The organism is Rhizobium sp. RSm-3 (assembly GCF_001854685.1).
GTDB lineage: Bacteria > Pseudomonadota > Alphaproteobacteria > Rhizobiales > Rhizobiaceae > Rhizobium > Rhizobium ecuadorense.
Genome location: NZ_MAWZ01000004.1, coordinates 78,802 through 93,684, shown reverse-complemented (window position 1 = coordinate 93,684; position 14,883 = coordinate 78,802). Strand labels below are relative to the sequence as shown.

The window sequence follows — 14,883 nt, the reverse complement described above, 5'->3', positions numbered from 1 at the left end:
ACATGACCGAATCAAAAGCGATGATCCTAGGCTGCAGCGGCCTTGCCCTCACATCCGAAGAGAAGGCCTTCTACCGGGGCGAACGGCCCTGGGGCTTCATCCTCTTCGGGCGCAACATCTCCGAAGCAGGGCAGATCGCCGATCTCGTCGCCGAACTGCGCGACAGCGTCGGCTGGCATGCGCCGGTGCTGATCGACCAGGAGGGCGGCCGTGTGCAGCGAATCCGTCCGCCGGTTCTCGCACGTTATCCCTCGGGCCAGGCGCTCGGCGATCTCTATCGCCGCGACCCGGCGCTTGGGCTCCGTGCCGCCTGGGTGATGTCGCGGCTGCATGCCTTCGATCTTTCGCGCCTCGGCATCGATGTCGATTGCCTGCCGGTGCTCGACGTGCCGGTCGAGGGCAGCAGCAACGTCATCGGCGACCGCGCCTATGGCGGCGATCCGCAGACCGTCATCGCCATGGGCCGGGCGGCTGCCGAAGGGCTGAAGGCCGGCGGCCTGTTGCCTGTCATGAAACATATGCCCGGCCACGGCCGCGGCTTTGCCGATTCCCATCTGGAACTGCCGGTCGTCACCGTCTCGCGCGATGAGCTTGAGGTCCATGATTTCCCGCCCTTTATCGCGATGAAGGACGAGTTGATGGCGATGACCTGTCACGTCGTCTTCACCGCCATCGACCCGGACAATCCGGCGACGACCTCGCGCAAGGTGACCGACGGCATCATCCGCGAGCATATCGGTTTTACCGGTCTGCTGCTCTCCGACGACAGCTCGATGAATGCTCTTTCCGGCACGATCGGCGAACGTGCGGCGAATATCATTGCAGGCGGATGCGATATCGTGCTGCATTGCAATGGCCATATGGACGAGATGCTGGATGTCGTGGCAAATGTTCCGCCGCTCGCTGGCGCGTCGCTTGCTCGCGCAAAAGCGGTGGAAGCAGGTTTTGCCGCGCCGGATGCCGCCGATGAGGCGGAATTGAGAGCGGAATTCGAGGCGATGTTTGCGATCGTGTGATCGCAGGGGAGCAGGGTGGTGAGCACGGTCAAGGGCACGGAGCGTCCACAGGCGGCAACGCCGATGGATAAGCTGTGGCAGGATAACGGCGCCGAGCGCGCCAGCCACGAGCCGGCGCTGGTGATCGACGTCGCCGGCTTCGAAGGCCCGCTCGACCTGTTGCTCTATCTCGCCCGCAATCAGAAGGTCGACCTGTCGCGCATTTCGGTGCTGGCGCTTGCCGAGCAGTATCTGCAGTTCGTCGAGAGCGCCCGGCGTATCCGCATCGAGCTTGCCGCCGATTATCTCGTCATGGCGGCCTGGCTTGCCTATCTCAAGTCGCGGCTGCTGATACCCCAGCAGATCAAGGATGACGGTCCTTCGGGCGAGGAGATGGCGGCAACGCTCGCCTTCCGGCTGAAACGCCTCGAAGCCATGCGCCAGGCCGCGGAGGGCCTCGTCAACCGCAACCGCCTTGGCCGCGATATCTTCGTGCGCGGCGCGCCCGAGCATATTCCCGACCGGCAGCAATCCGCCTATGCGGCAAGCCTCTACGATCTTTTGACCGCCTATGCGACGCTGCGCCAGCGCAATGCCGTGACCCAGGTGACGATCGAGAGGCGCAATGTCTGGTCGCTGACCGATGCGCGCGAATTGCTGACCCAGATGATCGGCGAGGTCGGCGACTGGACGGCGATGGAGCATTATCTGCTGCGTTATCTCGCAACGCCCGAGGAACGCGTCACGGCGATCGCCAGCGCTTTTGCCGCCTCGCTGGAGCTGGTGCGCGAGGGCAAGCTGGAAATCCGTCAGGACGGCGCCTTTCAGCCGATATACATGCGCCGCGGGCCCAAACACGCCACGCTGCAGGTGGTGGAGCAGGAGCAGCCGGTTTGATCGATCCGCAGAGCGAAGAGGATTTCGAGGACGATTTCGAAAGCAGGAGCCGCGACCTGCAGGCGGAGATCGAGGCCGAACGCATCGCCGAAGCGCTGGTCTTTGCCTCCTCGCAACCGGTCTCCGAAGGCTTTCTCGCCGAGCGCCTGCCGGAGGGAACCGATGTGCGCGCCATCATGCTGCGCCTGAAGGCACACTATGCGCCGCGGGGCGTCAACCTCGTGCAGATCGAGGGCGCCTGGGCCTACCGCACCGCCGCCGATCTCTCCTTCGTCATCCGCCGCGACGACAACGAGGTGAAGAAGCTGTCGCGCGCCGCATTGGAAGTGCTGGCGATCATCGCTTATCACCAGCCAGTGACGCGCGCCGAGATCGAGGATATCCGCGGCGTCCAGACCTCGCGCGGCACGCTCGACGTGCTGATGGAAGCCGGCTGGGTACGGTTTCGCGGTCGCCGCCGCACGCCTGGCCGGCCGGTGACATTGGGCACGACACGCGATTTCCTCGACCATTTCGGTCTCGAGGAATTGCGCGATCTGCCCGGTCTCGAAGAATTGAAGGGCGCGGGCCTGCTGTCGGGCCGAATTCCGGCGAATTTCAATATTCCCTCGCCATTGATGAACGACGAGCTGAGCGAGGACGAAGACCCCATTACCCAGATGGATCTCGAAGAACTTGGGTTGCTCGCCCCGCGTTCTACCTCCGAAGATTGAAGGACTTCGTCTTGCTTTCGCCACGCATGACGAAAACAATGGTGCTCACGATTTTTCGGGGGGCTGTGGCTTGTCACACGGGGCGATACCGTGACATTAAGCGCAGTTCAAAGGGCTTGATGTTGGAAACGGTGTGGGAAATTCTTACATCGAGGGAACATCGAAACAGGGAGTTAGGGTAATGGGTTCTTTTAGCATGTGGCACTGGCTGATCGTTCTGGTCATCGTGCTGTTGTTGTTCGGTCGCGGCAAGATCCCGGAACTGATGGGAGATGTCGCCAAGGGCATCAAGAGCTTCAAGAAGGGCATGACGGACGAAGACGCGCCGGATACGGCCAAGACCGTCGATCACAAGGCCGACGAAACGAAGTAACCAAGTGCGGGAAAGAGCGCAGCCCCCGCGCTTCCCGTCCAGGAGCCTTGCATGTTCGATATTGGCTGGACCGAGCTTTTGGTCATCGCGGTCGTCCTGATCGTGGTCGTCGGTCCCAAGGATTTGCCGCCGATGCTGCGCGCTTTCGGCAAGATGACGCAGCGCGCCCGCAAAGTGGCGGGTGAATTCCGTGCGCAGTTCGACGAAGCGTTGCGCGAGGCCGAGCTTGACGATGTCCGCCAGACGCTCAGCGACGCTCAGAAGCTCAACCCGGTCAACAGCCTGCGCGAGGCGATGAACCCGCTTCGCCAGATGGGCAACGAGATCAAGGCCGACCTGCAGAAGGCGACCGCGGCGCCTGATAACAAGACCGAAGTACCGCCGGCTGCCGTCTCGGCCCCGACGCCGTCGATGAGCCTGCCGGAAACGCCGCCGCTGATGCCGGCGCCCGCGCCGACGCCAGAACCCGTTGCAGCCGCGGTCGCTACGGCCGATGCGGTAGCCGCCAAGCCGAAAGCGGTGCGCAAGCCGCGCGCCAAGGCGGCAGATAAGGCTGCCTTTGCCATCGCCGCGCCCGTGGAAAATGTGGCCGTAGAAAAGCCGAAGCGCACGACGGCTGCCAGAAAGCCCGCAGCGCCGAAGACGCCAGTGCAGACGAAGAACAAGAAGGACGAGGCATGAGCGGTGATATCGAAGACAAGCCGCAGCCGTTGATCGAGCACCTGATGGAGCTGCGCACGCGGCTCATGTGGTCGATCGGCGCGTTTTTCGTCGCCTTCATCGCATGCTTCTTTTTTGCCAAGCATCTCTTCAACTATCTGGTCATTCCCTACAAGACGGCGGTGGAGTGGGCGCATCTCGACGTCGAGAAGGCCCAGCTGATTTACACCGCGCCCCAGGAATTCTTCTTCACGCAGGTCAAGGTGGCGATGTTCGGCGGCCTCGTGGTCGCGTTTCCGATCATTGCCGCGCAGGTCTACAAGTTCGTCGCCCCCGGCCTCTACAAGAACGAGCGTCAGGCCTTCCTGCCGTTCCTGATCGCTTCGCCGGTCCTGTTCCTGATGGGCGCGGCGCTCGTCTACTTCTTCTTCACGCCGATGGTCATGTGGTTCTTCCTGTCGATGCAGCAGGCGCCGGGTCATGACGAGGTGGCGATCTCGCTGATGCCGAAGGTCTCGGAATATCTGAGCCTGATCATGACGCTGGTCTTCTCCTTCGGCCTCGTCTTCCAGCTGCCCGTCATCACCACGCTGCTTGCCCGTGTCGGCCTGCTGACATCGCAATGGCTGGCCGAAAAGCGCAAGTTCGCCATTGTCCTTGCCTTCATCGTCGCCGCCGTGCTGACGCCGCCGGATCCGATGTCCCAGATCGGCCTTGCGATACCGACGATCCTTCTCTACGAGATTTCCATCCATGCGGCGCGACTCGTAGAGCGCCAGCGTGCCCGGCAGGCGGTCGAAAAGGACACCGAATCCGCGGACGTTGCCAAGACGGACAGCGTCTGAGCGGCAATCCGGAAATCCTTTCACGAACGCCGTCTCATCCGGTCGAAGCCCGGTCAGGCTTTGGCCGGGTCACTTCTGTTGCAACGACCTGGAACGACGATGCTCGATATCAAATGGATCCGTGAGAATCCCGAAGCGCTCGATGCCGCCCTCGCCAAGCGCGGTGCGGAGCCCCTGGCGCAAAATCTCGTTGCCCTCGATGAAAGGCGCCGCTCCGCCGTGCAGAAAGCGCAGGACCTGCTGTCCCGCCGCAACCTCGCTTCCAAGGAGATCGGCGCGGCGCTGTCCCAGAAGAATGCCGAGCTCGCCGAGACGCTGAAGGCCGAGGTCGCCGAGCTGAAAGCGCTGCTGCCGACGGTCGAGGAAGAGGATCGGCAGCTGACGGCCGAGCTCAACGACGCGCTGTCGCGCATCCCGAACATACCTTTCGACGATGTTCCGGTCGGCAAGGACGAGCATGACAATGTCGTCACCCGCACCGTCGGCGAAAAACCGCGTTGGAACCATACGCCGAAGGAGCACTTCGAAATCGGCGAGGCGCTCGGCTATATGGATTTCGAGCGCGCCGCCAAGCTCTCCGGCTCGCGCTTCACGGTGCTGACCGGCCCGCTCGCCAGGCTCGAGCGCGCACTCGGCCAGTTCATGATCGATCTCCACACGCGCGAGCACGGATACACCGAAGTCAGCTCGCCGCTGATGGTTCGGGCTGAAGCGGTGTTCGGCACCGGCAGCCTGCCGAAATTCGAAGAGGATCTCTTCAAGACGACGGATGGCCGCTATCTCATTCCGACGGCGGAGGTGACGCTGACCAATCTGGTGCGCGAGGAAATCCTCGACCAGGAAAAGCTGCCGCTACGCTTCACCGCATTGACGCCGTCCTTCCGCTCGGAAGCGGGCTCGGCCGGCCGCGACACCCGCGGCATGCTGCGCCAGCACCAGTTCTGGAAATGCGAACTCGTCTCGATCACCGATGCCGAGAGCGCCATTGCCGAGCATGAACGGATGACCGCCTGCGCCGAAGAAGTGCTGAAGCGGCTCGGCCTGCACTTCCGCACGTTGACGCTGTGCACCGGCGACATGGGCTTCGGCTCGCGCAAGACCTACGATCTCGAAGTCTGGCTGCCGGGACAGAACGCCTTCCGTGAAATCTCCTCCTGCTCGGTCTGCGGCGATTTCCAGGCCCGCCGGATGAACGCGCGTTACCGCGGCAAGGACGACAAGAGCAACAGGTTCGTCCACACGCTGAACGGTTCCGGCACCGCCGTCGGCCGCTGCCTGATCGCCGTGCTTGAAAATTATTTGAACGAGGACGGTTCCGTCACGATTCCGGACGTTTTGCTGCCTTATATGGGCGGGTTGACCAAGATCGAACGGGCGGCCTGAGGCGATGCGCATCCTGCTTACGAATGACGACGGCATCCATGCCGAAGGCTTGGCCGCGTTGGAGCGGATCGCCCGCACGCTGTCCGACGACGTCTGGATCGTGGCGCCGGAGACCGACCAAAGCGGTCTTGCCCATTCGCTGAGCCTGTCCGAGCCTTTGCGGCTGCGCAAGATTTCCGACAAGCATTTCGCCCTGCGCGGCACGCCGACCGATTGCGTCATCATGGGCATCCGGCAGGTGATGGACATCAAGCCCGATCTCGTCCTCTCCGGCGTCAATTCGGGCTCGAACGTCGCAGACGACGTGACCTATTCCGGCACGATCGCCGGCGCCATCGAAGGCACGATGCAGGGTGTGCGCTCCTTCGCGCTGAGCCAGGCCTATCTCTATGAGGACGGTGCGCGCATCGTGCCCTGGGAGGTCTGCGAGACGCATGCCCCGGCTCTTCTGGAGAAGCTGATGGTTCTGGACCTGCCGGAGGGCACGTTCCTCAATCTCAACTTCCCGAACTGCCGTCCCGGTGATGTCGACGGCGCCGAGGTGACCATGCAGGGCAAGCTCGCCTTCAACCTGCAGGTCGATGCCCGCTCCGATGGCCGGGGCTTTCCCTATTACTGGCTGAAGTTCGGCGAACGCGCCGGCGCCTTCATCGAAGGCACCGATATTCACGCCTTGAAGCATAACAAGATTTCGGTAACGCCTTTGAAACTGGATCTGACCGATTATTCCGTAACGGACCGCGTGGCGCGGGCCCTGGGATACGGAGCACAGGTTTGACGGCAAGACTGGCCGAGAAGGAGGGCTTTGCGGCGCTCGTCCTCAGATTGCGTGCCGAAGGGATCTCCGACCTCGATCTGCTGACGGCGGTCGAGCAGACGCAGCGCTCGCTCTTCGTGCCGCCGCAATTTTCCGATGACGCCTATTCGAGCCGGACGATTCCGATCGAATGCGGCTCCTTCCTTGAAGGCATCGATTTTGTCGTCCGTATCCTGCATCACCTGAAGCTCAAACCCGGCCAGCGCGTCCTGGAAATCGGCACCGGCAGCGGCTTTACCGCCGCCGTCATGGGCCGCATGGCCGAGCGTGTCCTGTCCATCGACCGCTACAAGACGCTGACATCGGCGGCGCAGCGGCGCATGGAATCGCTTGGAATGCGCAACGTCATCATCCGCCACGCCGACGGCAGCGCCGGCATGCAGGGGGAGGGCACCTTCGACCGCATCCTGGTGACGGCGGCCTTCAATGCGATGCCGCGCTTTTATACCGACCAGCTGGTTTCCGGCGGTTCGATGATCGCTCCGCTGATGATCTCCGAGAACGAATGCCGCATGGTGCGGCTGACAAAAACCGGCAGCCGTTTCGAACGCGAGGAACTGTTCGAAGCCCCTTATCTGCCGATCGTTCCGCGCCTGGCCTCGCTGCTGTAGGTGCTGTGATTTTTTACCCGTAAGCTATGGTTATCAACTTCTCAAAAATATCGCACTGATTCCAGCATCTTAACTGCGTGGTAATACTAACGCGTTTTAATAGACTCACAAATGGTTGCGTTCTCAGTGGGTCGAGTCAATGCGTTTCAGTCTTTCGCCGAAGTTCGGGAAGTCGGCCGGTAATCTTCTGGTTGTGAGCCTGCTGGCAAGTGCCGCAACGGGCTGCAGTTCCGATGTGACACGGTTTGGCGGCTTGTTTTCCTCCTCAGGGCAGGATCAGATCACCACAAGTTCCATTCCGCGCAGGGGCGGGGCTCAGGGTGATCCGGTGCCGCGCGCCGATCTCGGCGGCTCCGCCGTTGCCAGCCAGTCGGGCTATGGCGGCGGCAATGGCGCACTGAACCAGCCTTATCCGTCGAACCCGAGTTATGATCCGGTCCGCACGTCGAACGCCCGTATGGCCTCGGCGCCGGTTGCGGTGCAGCGTTCGGAACTTTCGGCTCCGACGGCGGTAGCGCCATCCCGGCAGCGGGAAAAGGAAGTCGCGCTCGCCCAGCCTTTCCCTTCTGCGCCCAAGGCGGAAAAAAACCGATTGGTGGCCCCGGCTGCGCCGAAGCTGACGCCGGATACACTGACGACGGGCACGACGCCGAAGGTCTCCGGCTGGTCCGGAACCAATGCTCCTTCGGTGACGCTGCGTCCGGGTGAAAGCATTGCTACTCTCTCCAGGCGCTTCGGTGTTCCGGAAAAGGAAATCCTGCGCGTCAACAATCTGAAGACAGCTTCCGCCGCCACGCCCGGTCAGGCGATCCTGATCCCGACCTTCAATGGCGGTAATGCCGCCAAGGCGGCGTCGCAGGCAGCTGACCTCTCCAAGCCCGGCAAGATGCCGGAACCGGTGAAGGCGCCCGAGCAGAACGTCGCCGTCGTTCCCGGCGCCAATTCCGCCCGCGACAAGACCATGGCGAGTGCCGATGCCACCGGCAAGCTTCCGGCCGGCGCCGGCAAGGATCCGAAAGCGCCTGCCGGCACCTATGTCGTCAAGCAAGGCGATTCGCTGGCAAAGATCGCCAAGGCGACCGGCACCAATATCGACGATCTCAAGGCCGCCAACAACCTGTCGGCCAGCTCGGTCCGGATCGGTCAGGCGCTGAAGATTCCGAACGGCGCTGCCGACACTATCAAGACAGCGTCGATCCAGCCCCAGAAGGTCGATCCGAAGCCGGCTCAGACGGCGCCCGTCCAGCAGACGGCCTCCGTTGAGCCCGCGCCCTACAAGGCGCCGGCCGCCACCCAGACGGTCGACGATGTCGAGAAGAAGTCCGACGTCAGCTCGGCCGCACCGGAATCGACCGGCATCGGCAAGTATCGCTGGCCGGTCCGCGGCCAGGTCATTGCTTCATACGGCGCCAACGTCAACGGCAACCGCAATGACGGCATCGACATCTCGGTGCCGCAGGGAACGCCGATCAAGGCCGCCGAAAACGGCGTCGTCATCTATGCCGGCAACGGCCTGAAGGAACTCGGCAACACGGTTCTCGTCCGTCACGACGACGGCACCGTCACCGTCTACGGCAATGCCGATACGCTGAGCGTCGCCCGCGGTCAGAAGATCCAGCGCGGCCAGACCGTCGCCGTCTCCGGCATGAGCGGCGACGTCAAGCAGCCGCAGGTCCATTTCGAGGTGCGCAAGGACGCATCCCCGGTCAACCCGATGACTTTCCTGGAATAGGTACAGCGTCCCAGGAAGCGCAAAAGCCCGGCCACTCGCCGGGCTTTTGTTATTTCAGGCTCTATCGACATGGACCCGCATGCGTCCGGCCAGGTCCTGAATATACTGCCAGGCAACGCGGCCGGAGCGCGCGCCGCGCGTCGTGGCCCATTCGAGCGCCTCGGCATGCATCTTGGTGCGGTCGAGCCTGATCTTGAAATGATCGGCATAGCCGTCGATCATGCCGAGATAATCTTCCTGGCTGCATTTATGGAAACCAAGCCAGAGGCCGAAGCGGTCGGAGAGCGAAACCTTCTCTTCGACGGCCTCCGACGGATTGATCGCCGTCGATTGCTCGTTTTCCATCATGTGGCGCGGCAGCAGATGGCGCCGGTTCGAGGTGGCGTAGAAAAGCACATTGTCCGGCCGCCCTTCGACGCCGCCGTCGAGTGCCGCCTTCAGCGACTTGTAGGCGGTGTCGTCGTGGTCGAAGGAGAGATCGTCGCAGAAGACGATAACGCGGTACGGCGTGTCCTTCAGCAGGTCGAGCAGGGTGGGGAGGCTGGCGATATCCTCGCGATGAACTTCGACGAGCTTCAGCGCGACGCCGCTCTCACGCCTGACATCCTCGTGCACGGCTTTGACGAGCGAGGATTTTCCCATGCCGCGCGCGCCCCAGAGCAGCACGTTGTTGGCGGCATAACCCTCGGCGAACCGCACCGTATTCTCATGCAGGATGTCGCGCACATGATCGACGCCGCGGATGAGTTTCAGCGCCACCCGGTTCGGCTTGTTCACCGGCTGCAGATGCTGGCGCGATGGCGCCCAGACGAAACAGTCGGCGGCATCCCAATCGTTGACGGCAGGCGCTGGCCCGGCAAGGCGCTCGACGGCTTTTGCAAGCCGCTTCAACTCGGCCAGCAGGGCAATGTTGATTTCCTCGGTCATCGCAAGCTCCTGATTTCTTGCCGCGGCAATCCGCTTTATCTTTCGGTGCGGGGTAGCATGGCGTTTTGACGGCGGAAAGGTTATGAGGCAGCGGAATCGGTACTGTTTCCGGCTGTTTCTGTTGCATTCATCGAAGCGGCAACTATAGTCCGGCAACCTGAAAAAACAGGCGGAGTTCCGCCGCCCAGCCTGAGGAGTTTAGCATGTTCATCACCCCGGCATTCGCCCAGAGTGCGACCGATACCGCAACCGGTTTCGGCGGCTCCGGTTTCGAAATGATCATCCTGTTCGTGCCGCTGATGGTCGTCTGGTACTTCCTGCTGATCCGTCCGCAGCGCGCACAGGCCAAGAAGCGTGAGGAAACGCTGAAGGCGATTCGCCGCGGCGATCAGGTCGTCACCGGTGGCGGTCTCGTCGGCAAGGTCACCAAGGTCATCGACGACAAGGAGGTCGAAGTCGAGATCGCCGAAGGCGTTCGTGTGCGCATCGTCCGCAGCGGTATTTCGGATGTGCGCGTCAAGGGTGAGCCCGTCAAGGCCGACGCAGCATAACAAGCGATAACTCAGCCGCCGGATCGGAAGATCGTCGAGAGAATGTTGCATTTTTCCCGTTGGAAAACACTTCTGATCTGGCTGGCCGCGTTTGCGGCCATCGTCATCGCTGCGCCCAATCTGCTGAGCGAGGCGCAGCATTCCTCTCTGCCGGACTGGCTGCGGCACGACCGCGTGACGCTCGGTCTCGATCTGCAGGGCGGCTCGCATATCGTCCTGAAGGTCGAGCGCTCCGATATCGTCAGGGACCGCCTGGAAGAGGCAGTCGCCAATGTGCGCAATGCGCTGCGCGGCGCCGGCATCCGCTATACCGGGCTGACCGGCAACGACCAGACAGTCACCGTCCGCATCACCGATCCGGCTGAGACCCAGAAGGCAGTCGGTCTCCTCAAGGCCTTGACGGCGGCCGGCGAACCCTCCGGACCTGGCGTCACGCTACAGCAAGGCGAAGAGGGGCAGCTCTCGCTGCAGATTTCCGACGCCGGCATCACCGCCGACGTCGCCGCCGCCCGGACCCGGTCGCTCGATATCGTCAGCCGCCGCATCGCCGGATTCGGCTATGAGAATTTTCTTGTTCGTCCCGATGGCGCCGACCGGATGGTCGTGCAGGTGCTGGGATCGGTCGATGCCGAACGGCTGAAGAACCTGCTGAACCAGCCGGCCAAGCTTTCCTTTCATCTGATCGACCCAAGCATGTCGGGGCAGGAGGCGCTGAACGGCCGCTGGCCGGCGACATCGCAGGTGCTCTATTCGCTCGACGATCCGCCGGTACCCTATCTCGTCGACCGCACGGCTTTCGTTGCCGGCAGCAACATGGTCGATATCGAGCCCGTCGTCGATCCGCAGACGCAGGATAGCTCGATTGCCTACCGCCTCGATGCCGAAGGCACGCGGCGGCTGGCCGAGGTGACGGGGCAGAATATCGGCAAGAACCTTGCCATCGTCTTCGACGACCAGGTGATGTCGGCGCCAAGCATCGATGCGGCGATCACCGGCGGCGAGGGTACGATTTCGGCGAACTTCTCCGAGGATGGCGTTCGCGACCTTGCGATCATGCTGCGCGCCGGCGCCCTGCCGGCGACGCTGACGAGCGTCGAGGAACGCAGCGTCAGCCCGAGATTCGGCGCCGACTCCATCTTCTCCGGCCTCATTGCCGGTCTCGTCGCCGTCGTGCTGGTCGCGGCATTGATGATCGCGCTCTACCGCATTCTCGGCGTCATCGCCGTCGTCTCGCTCGTCTTCAACCTCATCCTCATCATCGCGGTGCTCAGCCTTGCCGGCGCGACGCTCACCTTGCCCGGGATCGCCGGCATCGTGCTCATCGTCGGCATGGCGGTCGACTCCAACGTTCTGATCTACGAGCGCATCCGTGAAGAGGAGAAAACCGCCCATTCCTTTGCGGAGGCCGTCGGCCGTGGTTTCTCGCGTGCCTTCGCAACAATCGTCGACGCAAATGTCACGATCTTCATCGCCGCCATCATCCTCTTTTTCCTCGGCAGCGAATCCATCCGCGGTTTCGCAGTGACACTGGCGGTCGGCATCCTGACCACCGTCTTCACGGCTTTCACGCTGACGCGCTCGATCGTTGCCGCCTGGCTGAAAGGGCGCCATCCCCGGCATCTGCCGAAGAGCGTTCTGACCCATCTTTTCGAACACGCCAACATCCGTTTCATGGGCATCCGTCGGTACGTCTTTACGGCGTCGGCAATCATCTCACTGATCGCCATGGCCGCCTTTGCCACCGCCGGCCTGCGTCTCGGCATCGATTTCGCCGGCGGCTCGCTCATCGAGGTGACGGCGAAACAGGGCAATGCCGACCTTACCGATCTTCAATCACGCCTCAACGATCTCAACCTCGGCGCGGTCAGCGTCGAGCGCGCCGGCGGACCGTCGAATGCGCGCATCCGCATCGCCTCGCAGGGCGGCGGCGAGAATGCCGAGCAGTCGGCGGCGACGCTGGTGCGTGGCGAACTTGAAGGCGATTATGATTTTCGCCGCGTCGAGGTCGTCGGTCCCGCCATCTCTGGCGAATTGACGATGATGGCGACGCTCGGCGTGTTGGCAGCGCTGGCGGCGATTCTGATCTATATCTGGATCCGCTTCAAATGGCAGTTTGCGGTCGGCGCCATCGTCGCGACGCTGCACGACGTCATCATCATGCTCGGTCTCTTCGTTCTCACCGGTATGGAATTCAACCTGACGAGCGTCGCAGCCGTGCTGACCGTTGTCGGCTATTCCCTGAACGACACGGTCGTGGTCTATGACCGGATGCGCGAGAATCTGACGCGATATCGGAAGATGCCGCTGCCGATCCTGATCGACGCCTCGATCAACCAGACGCTGTCGCGCACCATTCTGACCGCGGCGACGACGCTGCTCGCCTTGCTCGCGCTCTATATTTTCGGGGGCGAGGTCATCCGCTCCTTCACCTTTACGATGCTCTTCGGCGTCGCTCTCGGCACCTTCTCTTCGATCTATATCGCCGCTCCTGTGCTGATCGTCTTCCGGCTGCGGCCGGAGAGCCCCGACGGGGAAGAGAGCAACAAAACGGATGCTGGTGTAAAATCCGGCACGGTGGTTTGAAAACATGGCAAAAGGCATAGAAATCCGCGCCGCCCATTTCCCTGGGCGCGCGCCGATCGATACTTACGGCAATGGCGGCTTCCGCTTTGCCGATATGTCGCATCGCGGCTCGATCCTTTGCCTTCCTTCCGGCATTCATGGCTGGGATATGGACATGTCGAAACCGCTTTCGCCCGAAAATTTCCGCCGCGTGCTTGATGAGGCTGATGATATCGAGGTTCTGCTGGTTGGAACCGGAACCGAACTGCGCCGCCTGCCGGAGGAGTTGAAGCAGGCGCTGAAATCGCGCGGCATCGCCTCAGATCCGATGAGCACGGGTGCGGCGGTACGCACCTTCAATATCATGCTTGCCGAGCAGCGCGCCGTCGCCGCGGCACTGATCGCGGTCTGACGATGGGTGAAGCGAAGACGGCGACGAACCAGGAGATCTGCCTGGCGATGCTGCGTGACAGCGATCGCGACCGCTACCTTGCCTGCCTGCTGTCGCCGGAGGAAAAGCGCGGCGCGCTTGCAACTCTATACGCCTTCAATGCCGAATTGGCCCGCGTCCGGGATCTGGTGCACGAGCCGTTGCCCGGCGAGGTGCGGCTGCAATACTGGCGCGACCTGCTGGAAGGCAGCGCCCATGGATCGACTGCGGCCAACCCGGTCGCTTCAGCACTTCTGATGGCAATCGAAACCCATCGCCTGCCGCGCAAGACGCTGATCGACATGATCGAGGCCCGCACCTTCGATCTCTATGACGATCCGATGGAAACGCGTCTCTCGCTCGAAGGTTATGCCGGCGAGACGGCATCGGCCTTGATCCAGCTTGCAAGCCTCGTGCTGTCGCCTGAAGAGGCTGCACGATCGGCGAACGCGGCCGGTCATGCCGGTGTGGCCCAGGCGGTCGCCGGCCTGTTGCTGCTGATGCCGCTGCATCGCCGCCGCGGCCAGGTCTATATTCCGCTGCAGATCCTTACCGCCACCGGTCTTGACCGCGATGCCTTCCTCGCTGGTGAAGACAGGCCGCGCATCGCCGCCGCTATCGAGGCCTTCGCCGGCCTCGGCCGCGAACATCTGGCAAAGGCGAGGGCGGCAGGCCCAATCGCGCCGGCGGTCTTTTCAGCCTTCCTGCCTGCGACGCTTGCCGAACCGGTGCTCGTCAAGGCGCAGAAGCATGGCGCCGTCCTGTTCGACCGGCCGCTGCAGCCGCCGCAATGGCGCCGCCAGCTGAGTATGGCGCTCTCCTCAGTCCGCAGAAAAATCTGACGACCGGTCAAACTCGCGCAAGTCTCACGCGTTACAAGGCTTGAACCACTACTGCTTTGATCGGAGACTCGGCGTGGGCATTATCGTCTGGTGCGTTCTTTTCGCCATCGTCATCTTCTTTGCCTTCGTGGCAACGCGTATGGCCGCGCAGAACAAGGAAGATGGCCTGCATGACACGGGCCTCGCCATCATCGAGTTCGGTCGTGCCTTTCCGAACGAGGCGATTCGCCAGTTGCAGGCGACTGACAACGGTCAAGCCATCTTCGTGCGCCTGCATGACAACAAGGCCGGCTTCATGCGGAACATGTCGCGCCACTTCGCCTGCCATCTGATCGAGCCGGGCCGCGTGCGCGTCGTCAGCTCGCCAACGGGCAGCGGCCTGGTGATCGATTTCCTCGATGCGCCCCATCACAACGGCGATTTCGAATTCGCCTCCGCCAAAGAGTCTTCGGAAGTCGCGCTCTGGCTGCTCGGCAACTACATCGCCGAGCCGGATAGGGACCTGCCGTCCGGCAATATTGCGGCGGCGAACGAGCAGTAGATCA

At 62.6% G+C, this 14,883-nt stretch carries 16 protein-coding genes; 15 read left to right on the top strand and 1 reads right to left on the bottom strand.

The features are described from left to right. Positions 1-2: 2 nt before the first annotated feature. The 10 genes from nagZ (at position 3) to BBJ66_RS07820 (ending at position 9,026) form a co-directional block, all read left to right on the top strand. The gene (gene nagZ, locus BBJ66_RS07865; protein ID WP_071086097.1) at positions 3-1,016 is read left to right on the top strand and encodes a beta-N-acetylhexosaminidase; all 1,014 of its coding nucleotides are present in this window, start codon (positions 3-5) and stop codon (positions 1,014-1,016) included. Between the two features lie 18 nt (positions 1,017-1,034). Beyond that, complete coding sequence (locus BBJ66_RS07860; protein WP_071086093.1) at positions 1,035-1,892, top strand: segregation and condensation protein A; 858 nt, start codon at positions 1,035-1,037, stop codon at positions 1,890-1,892. Further along, positions 1,889-2,605, top strand: coding sequence for an SMC-Scp complex subunit ScpB (gene scpB / locus BBJ66_RS07855; RefSeq protein ID WP_071086091.1), 717 nt, complete (start codon positions 1,889-1,891; stop codon positions 2,603-2,605). Before BBJ66_RS07860 ends, scpB begins: the two co-directional genes overlap by 4 nt. A 181-nt stretch (positions 2,606-2,786) precedes the next feature. Further along, complete coding sequence (locus tag BBJ66_RS07850) at positions 2,787-2,978, top strand: twin-arginine translocase TatA/TatE family subunit (RefSeq protein ID WP_003538990.1); 192 nt, start codon at positions 2,787-2,789, stop codon at positions 2,976-2,978. Positions 2,979-3,029: 51 nt separating this feature from the next. Beyond that, positions 3,030-3,659 (top strand): Sec-independent protein translocase protein TatB, encoded by a 630-nt coding sequence (gene tatB, locus BBJ66_RS07845; protein WP_071086088.1) that lies wholly within the window; start codon positions 3,030-3,032, stop codon positions 3,657-3,659. Next, positions 3,656-4,483: a twin-arginine translocase subunit TatC gene (gene tatC / locus BBJ66_RS07840; protein ID WP_071086086.1), complete on the top strand. Its 828-nt coding sequence runs from the start codon at positions 3,656-3,658 to the stop codon at positions 4,481-4,483. The genes tatB and tatC overlap by 4 nt, the downstream gene beginning before the upstream one ends. Positions 4,484-4,582: 99 nt before the next feature. Next, positions 4,583-5,866 carry a serine--tRNA ligase gene (gene serS / locus BBJ66_RS07835; protein ID WP_071086084.1) on the top strand — a complete coding sequence of 428 codons (1,284 nt, stop codon included), beginning with the start codon at positions 4,583-4,585 and terminating at the stop codon, positions 5,864-5,866. Positions 5,867-5,870: 4 nt separating this feature from the next. Next, on the top strand, positions 5,871-6,644 hold the full coding sequence (gene surE, locus BBJ66_RS07830) for a 5'/3'-nucleotidase SurE (protein WP_049734268.1): 774 nt from the start codon (positions 5,871-5,873) through the stop codon (positions 6,642-6,644). Then, a complete protein-coding gene (locus BBJ66_RS07825; RefSeq protein ID WP_071086082.1) occupies positions 6,641-7,294 on the top strand; it encodes a protein-L-isoaspartate(D-aspartate) O-methyltransferase in 654 nt (217 codons plus the stop codon). The genes surE and BBJ66_RS07825 overlap by 4 nt, the downstream gene beginning before the upstream one ends. 139 nt (positions 7,295-7,433) lie before the next feature. Beyond that, the gene (locus tag BBJ66_RS07820; RefSeq protein WP_071086080.1) at positions 7,434-9,026 is read left to right on the top strand and encodes a peptidoglycan DD-metalloendopeptidase family protein; all 1,593 of its coding nucleotides are present in this window, start codon (positions 7,434-7,436) and stop codon (positions 9,024-9,026) included. Between the two features lie 54 nt (positions 9,027-9,080). On the opposite strand, the gene BBJ66_RS07815 is transcribed toward BBJ66_RS07820, so the two are convergent. Next, positions 9,081-9,953 carry an ATP-binding protein gene (locus tag BBJ66_RS07815; protein ID WP_071086078.1) on the bottom strand — a complete coding sequence of 291 codons (873 nt, stop codon included), beginning with the start codon at positions 9,951-9,953 and terminating at the stop codon, positions 9,081-9,083. A gap of 203 nt (positions 9,954-10,156) precedes the next feature. On the opposite strand from BBJ66_RS07815, the gene yajC reads away from it, so the two are divergent. The 5 genes from yajC (at position 10,157) to BBJ66_RS07790 (ending at position 14,879) form a co-directional block, all read left to right on the top strand. Next, the gene (yajC, locus tag BBJ66_RS07810) at positions 10,157-10,504 is read left to right on the top strand and encodes a preprotein translocase subunit YajC (RefSeq protein ID WP_047614795.1); all 348 of its coding nucleotides are present in this window, start codon (positions 10,157-10,159) and stop codon (positions 10,502-10,504) included. Positions 10,505-10,546: 42 nt separating this feature from the next. After that, positions 10,547-13,087, top strand: a complete 2,541-nt coding sequence (secDF, locus tag BBJ66_RS07805; protein WP_071086076.1) for a protein translocase subunit SecDF — start codon at positions 10,547-10,549, stop codon at positions 13,085-13,087. Between the two features lie 4 nt (positions 13,088-13,091). Next, positions 13,092-13,478: an Mth938-like domain-containing protein gene (locus BBJ66_RS07800; protein WP_003573530.1), complete on the top strand. Its 387-nt coding sequence runs from the start codon at positions 13,092-13,094 to the stop codon at positions 13,476-13,478. A 2-nt stretch (positions 13,479-13,480) separates the two neighbouring features. Further along, positions 13,481-14,338 carry a phytoene/squalene synthase family protein gene (locus tag BBJ66_RS07795; RefSeq protein ID WP_071086074.1) on the top strand — a complete coding sequence of 286 codons (858 nt, stop codon included), beginning with the start codon at positions 13,481-13,483 and terminating at the stop codon, positions 14,336-14,338. A gap of 73 nt (positions 14,339-14,411) precedes the next feature. Next, positions 14,412-14,879: a hypothetical protein gene (locus BBJ66_RS07790; RefSeq protein ID WP_071086072.1), complete on the top strand. Its 468-nt coding sequence runs from the start codon at positions 14,412-14,414 to the stop codon at positions 14,877-14,879. The last annotated feature ends 4 nt before the right edge of the window (positions 14,880-14,883 follow it).

Coding starts and splice junctions, on each gene's coding strand:
- nagZ (WP_071086097.1), top strand. CDS start 3: ATGACCGAATCAAAAGCGATGATCCTAGGCTGCAGCGGCCTTGCCCTC.
- BBJ66_RS07850 (WP_003538990.1), top strand. CDS start 2,787: ATGGGTTCTTTTAGCATGTGGCACTGGCTGATCGTTCTGGTCATCGTG.
- tatB (WP_071086088.1), top strand. CDS start 3,030: ATGTTCGATATTGGCTGGACCGAGCTTTTGGTCATCGCGGTCGTCCTG.
- tatC (WP_071086086.1), top strand. CDS start 3,656: ATGAGCGGTGATATCGAAGACAAGCCGCAGCCGTTGATCGAGCACCTG.
- serS (WP_071086084.1), top strand. CDS start 4,583: ATGCTCGATATCAAATGGATCCGTGAGAATCCCGAAGCGCTCGATGCC.
- surE (WP_049734268.1), top strand. CDS start 5,871: ATGCGCATCCTGCTTACGAATGACGACGGCATCCATGCCGAAGGCTTG.
- BBJ66_RS07820 (WP_071086080.1), top strand. CDS start 7,434: ATGCGTTTCAGTCTTTCGCCGAAGTTCGGGAAGTCGGCCGGTAATCTT.
- BBJ66_RS07815 (WP_071086078.1), bottom strand. CDS start 9,953: ATGACCGAGGAAATCAACATTGCCCTGCTGGCCGAGTTGAAGCGGCTT.
- yajC (WP_047614795.1), top strand. CDS start 10,157: ATGTTCATCACCCCGGCATTCGCCCAGAGTGCGACCGATACCGCAACC.
- secDF (WP_071086076.1), top strand. CDS start 10,547: ATGTTGCATTTTTCCCGTTGGAAAACACTTCTGATCTGGCTGGCCGCG.
- BBJ66_RS07800 (WP_003573530.1), top strand. CDS start 13,092: ATGGCAAAAGGCATAGAAATCCGCGCCGCCCATTTCCCTGGGCGCGCG.
- BBJ66_RS07795 (WP_071086074.1), top strand. CDS start 13,481: ATGGGTGAAGCGAAGACGGCGACGAACCAGGAGATCTGCCTGGCGATG.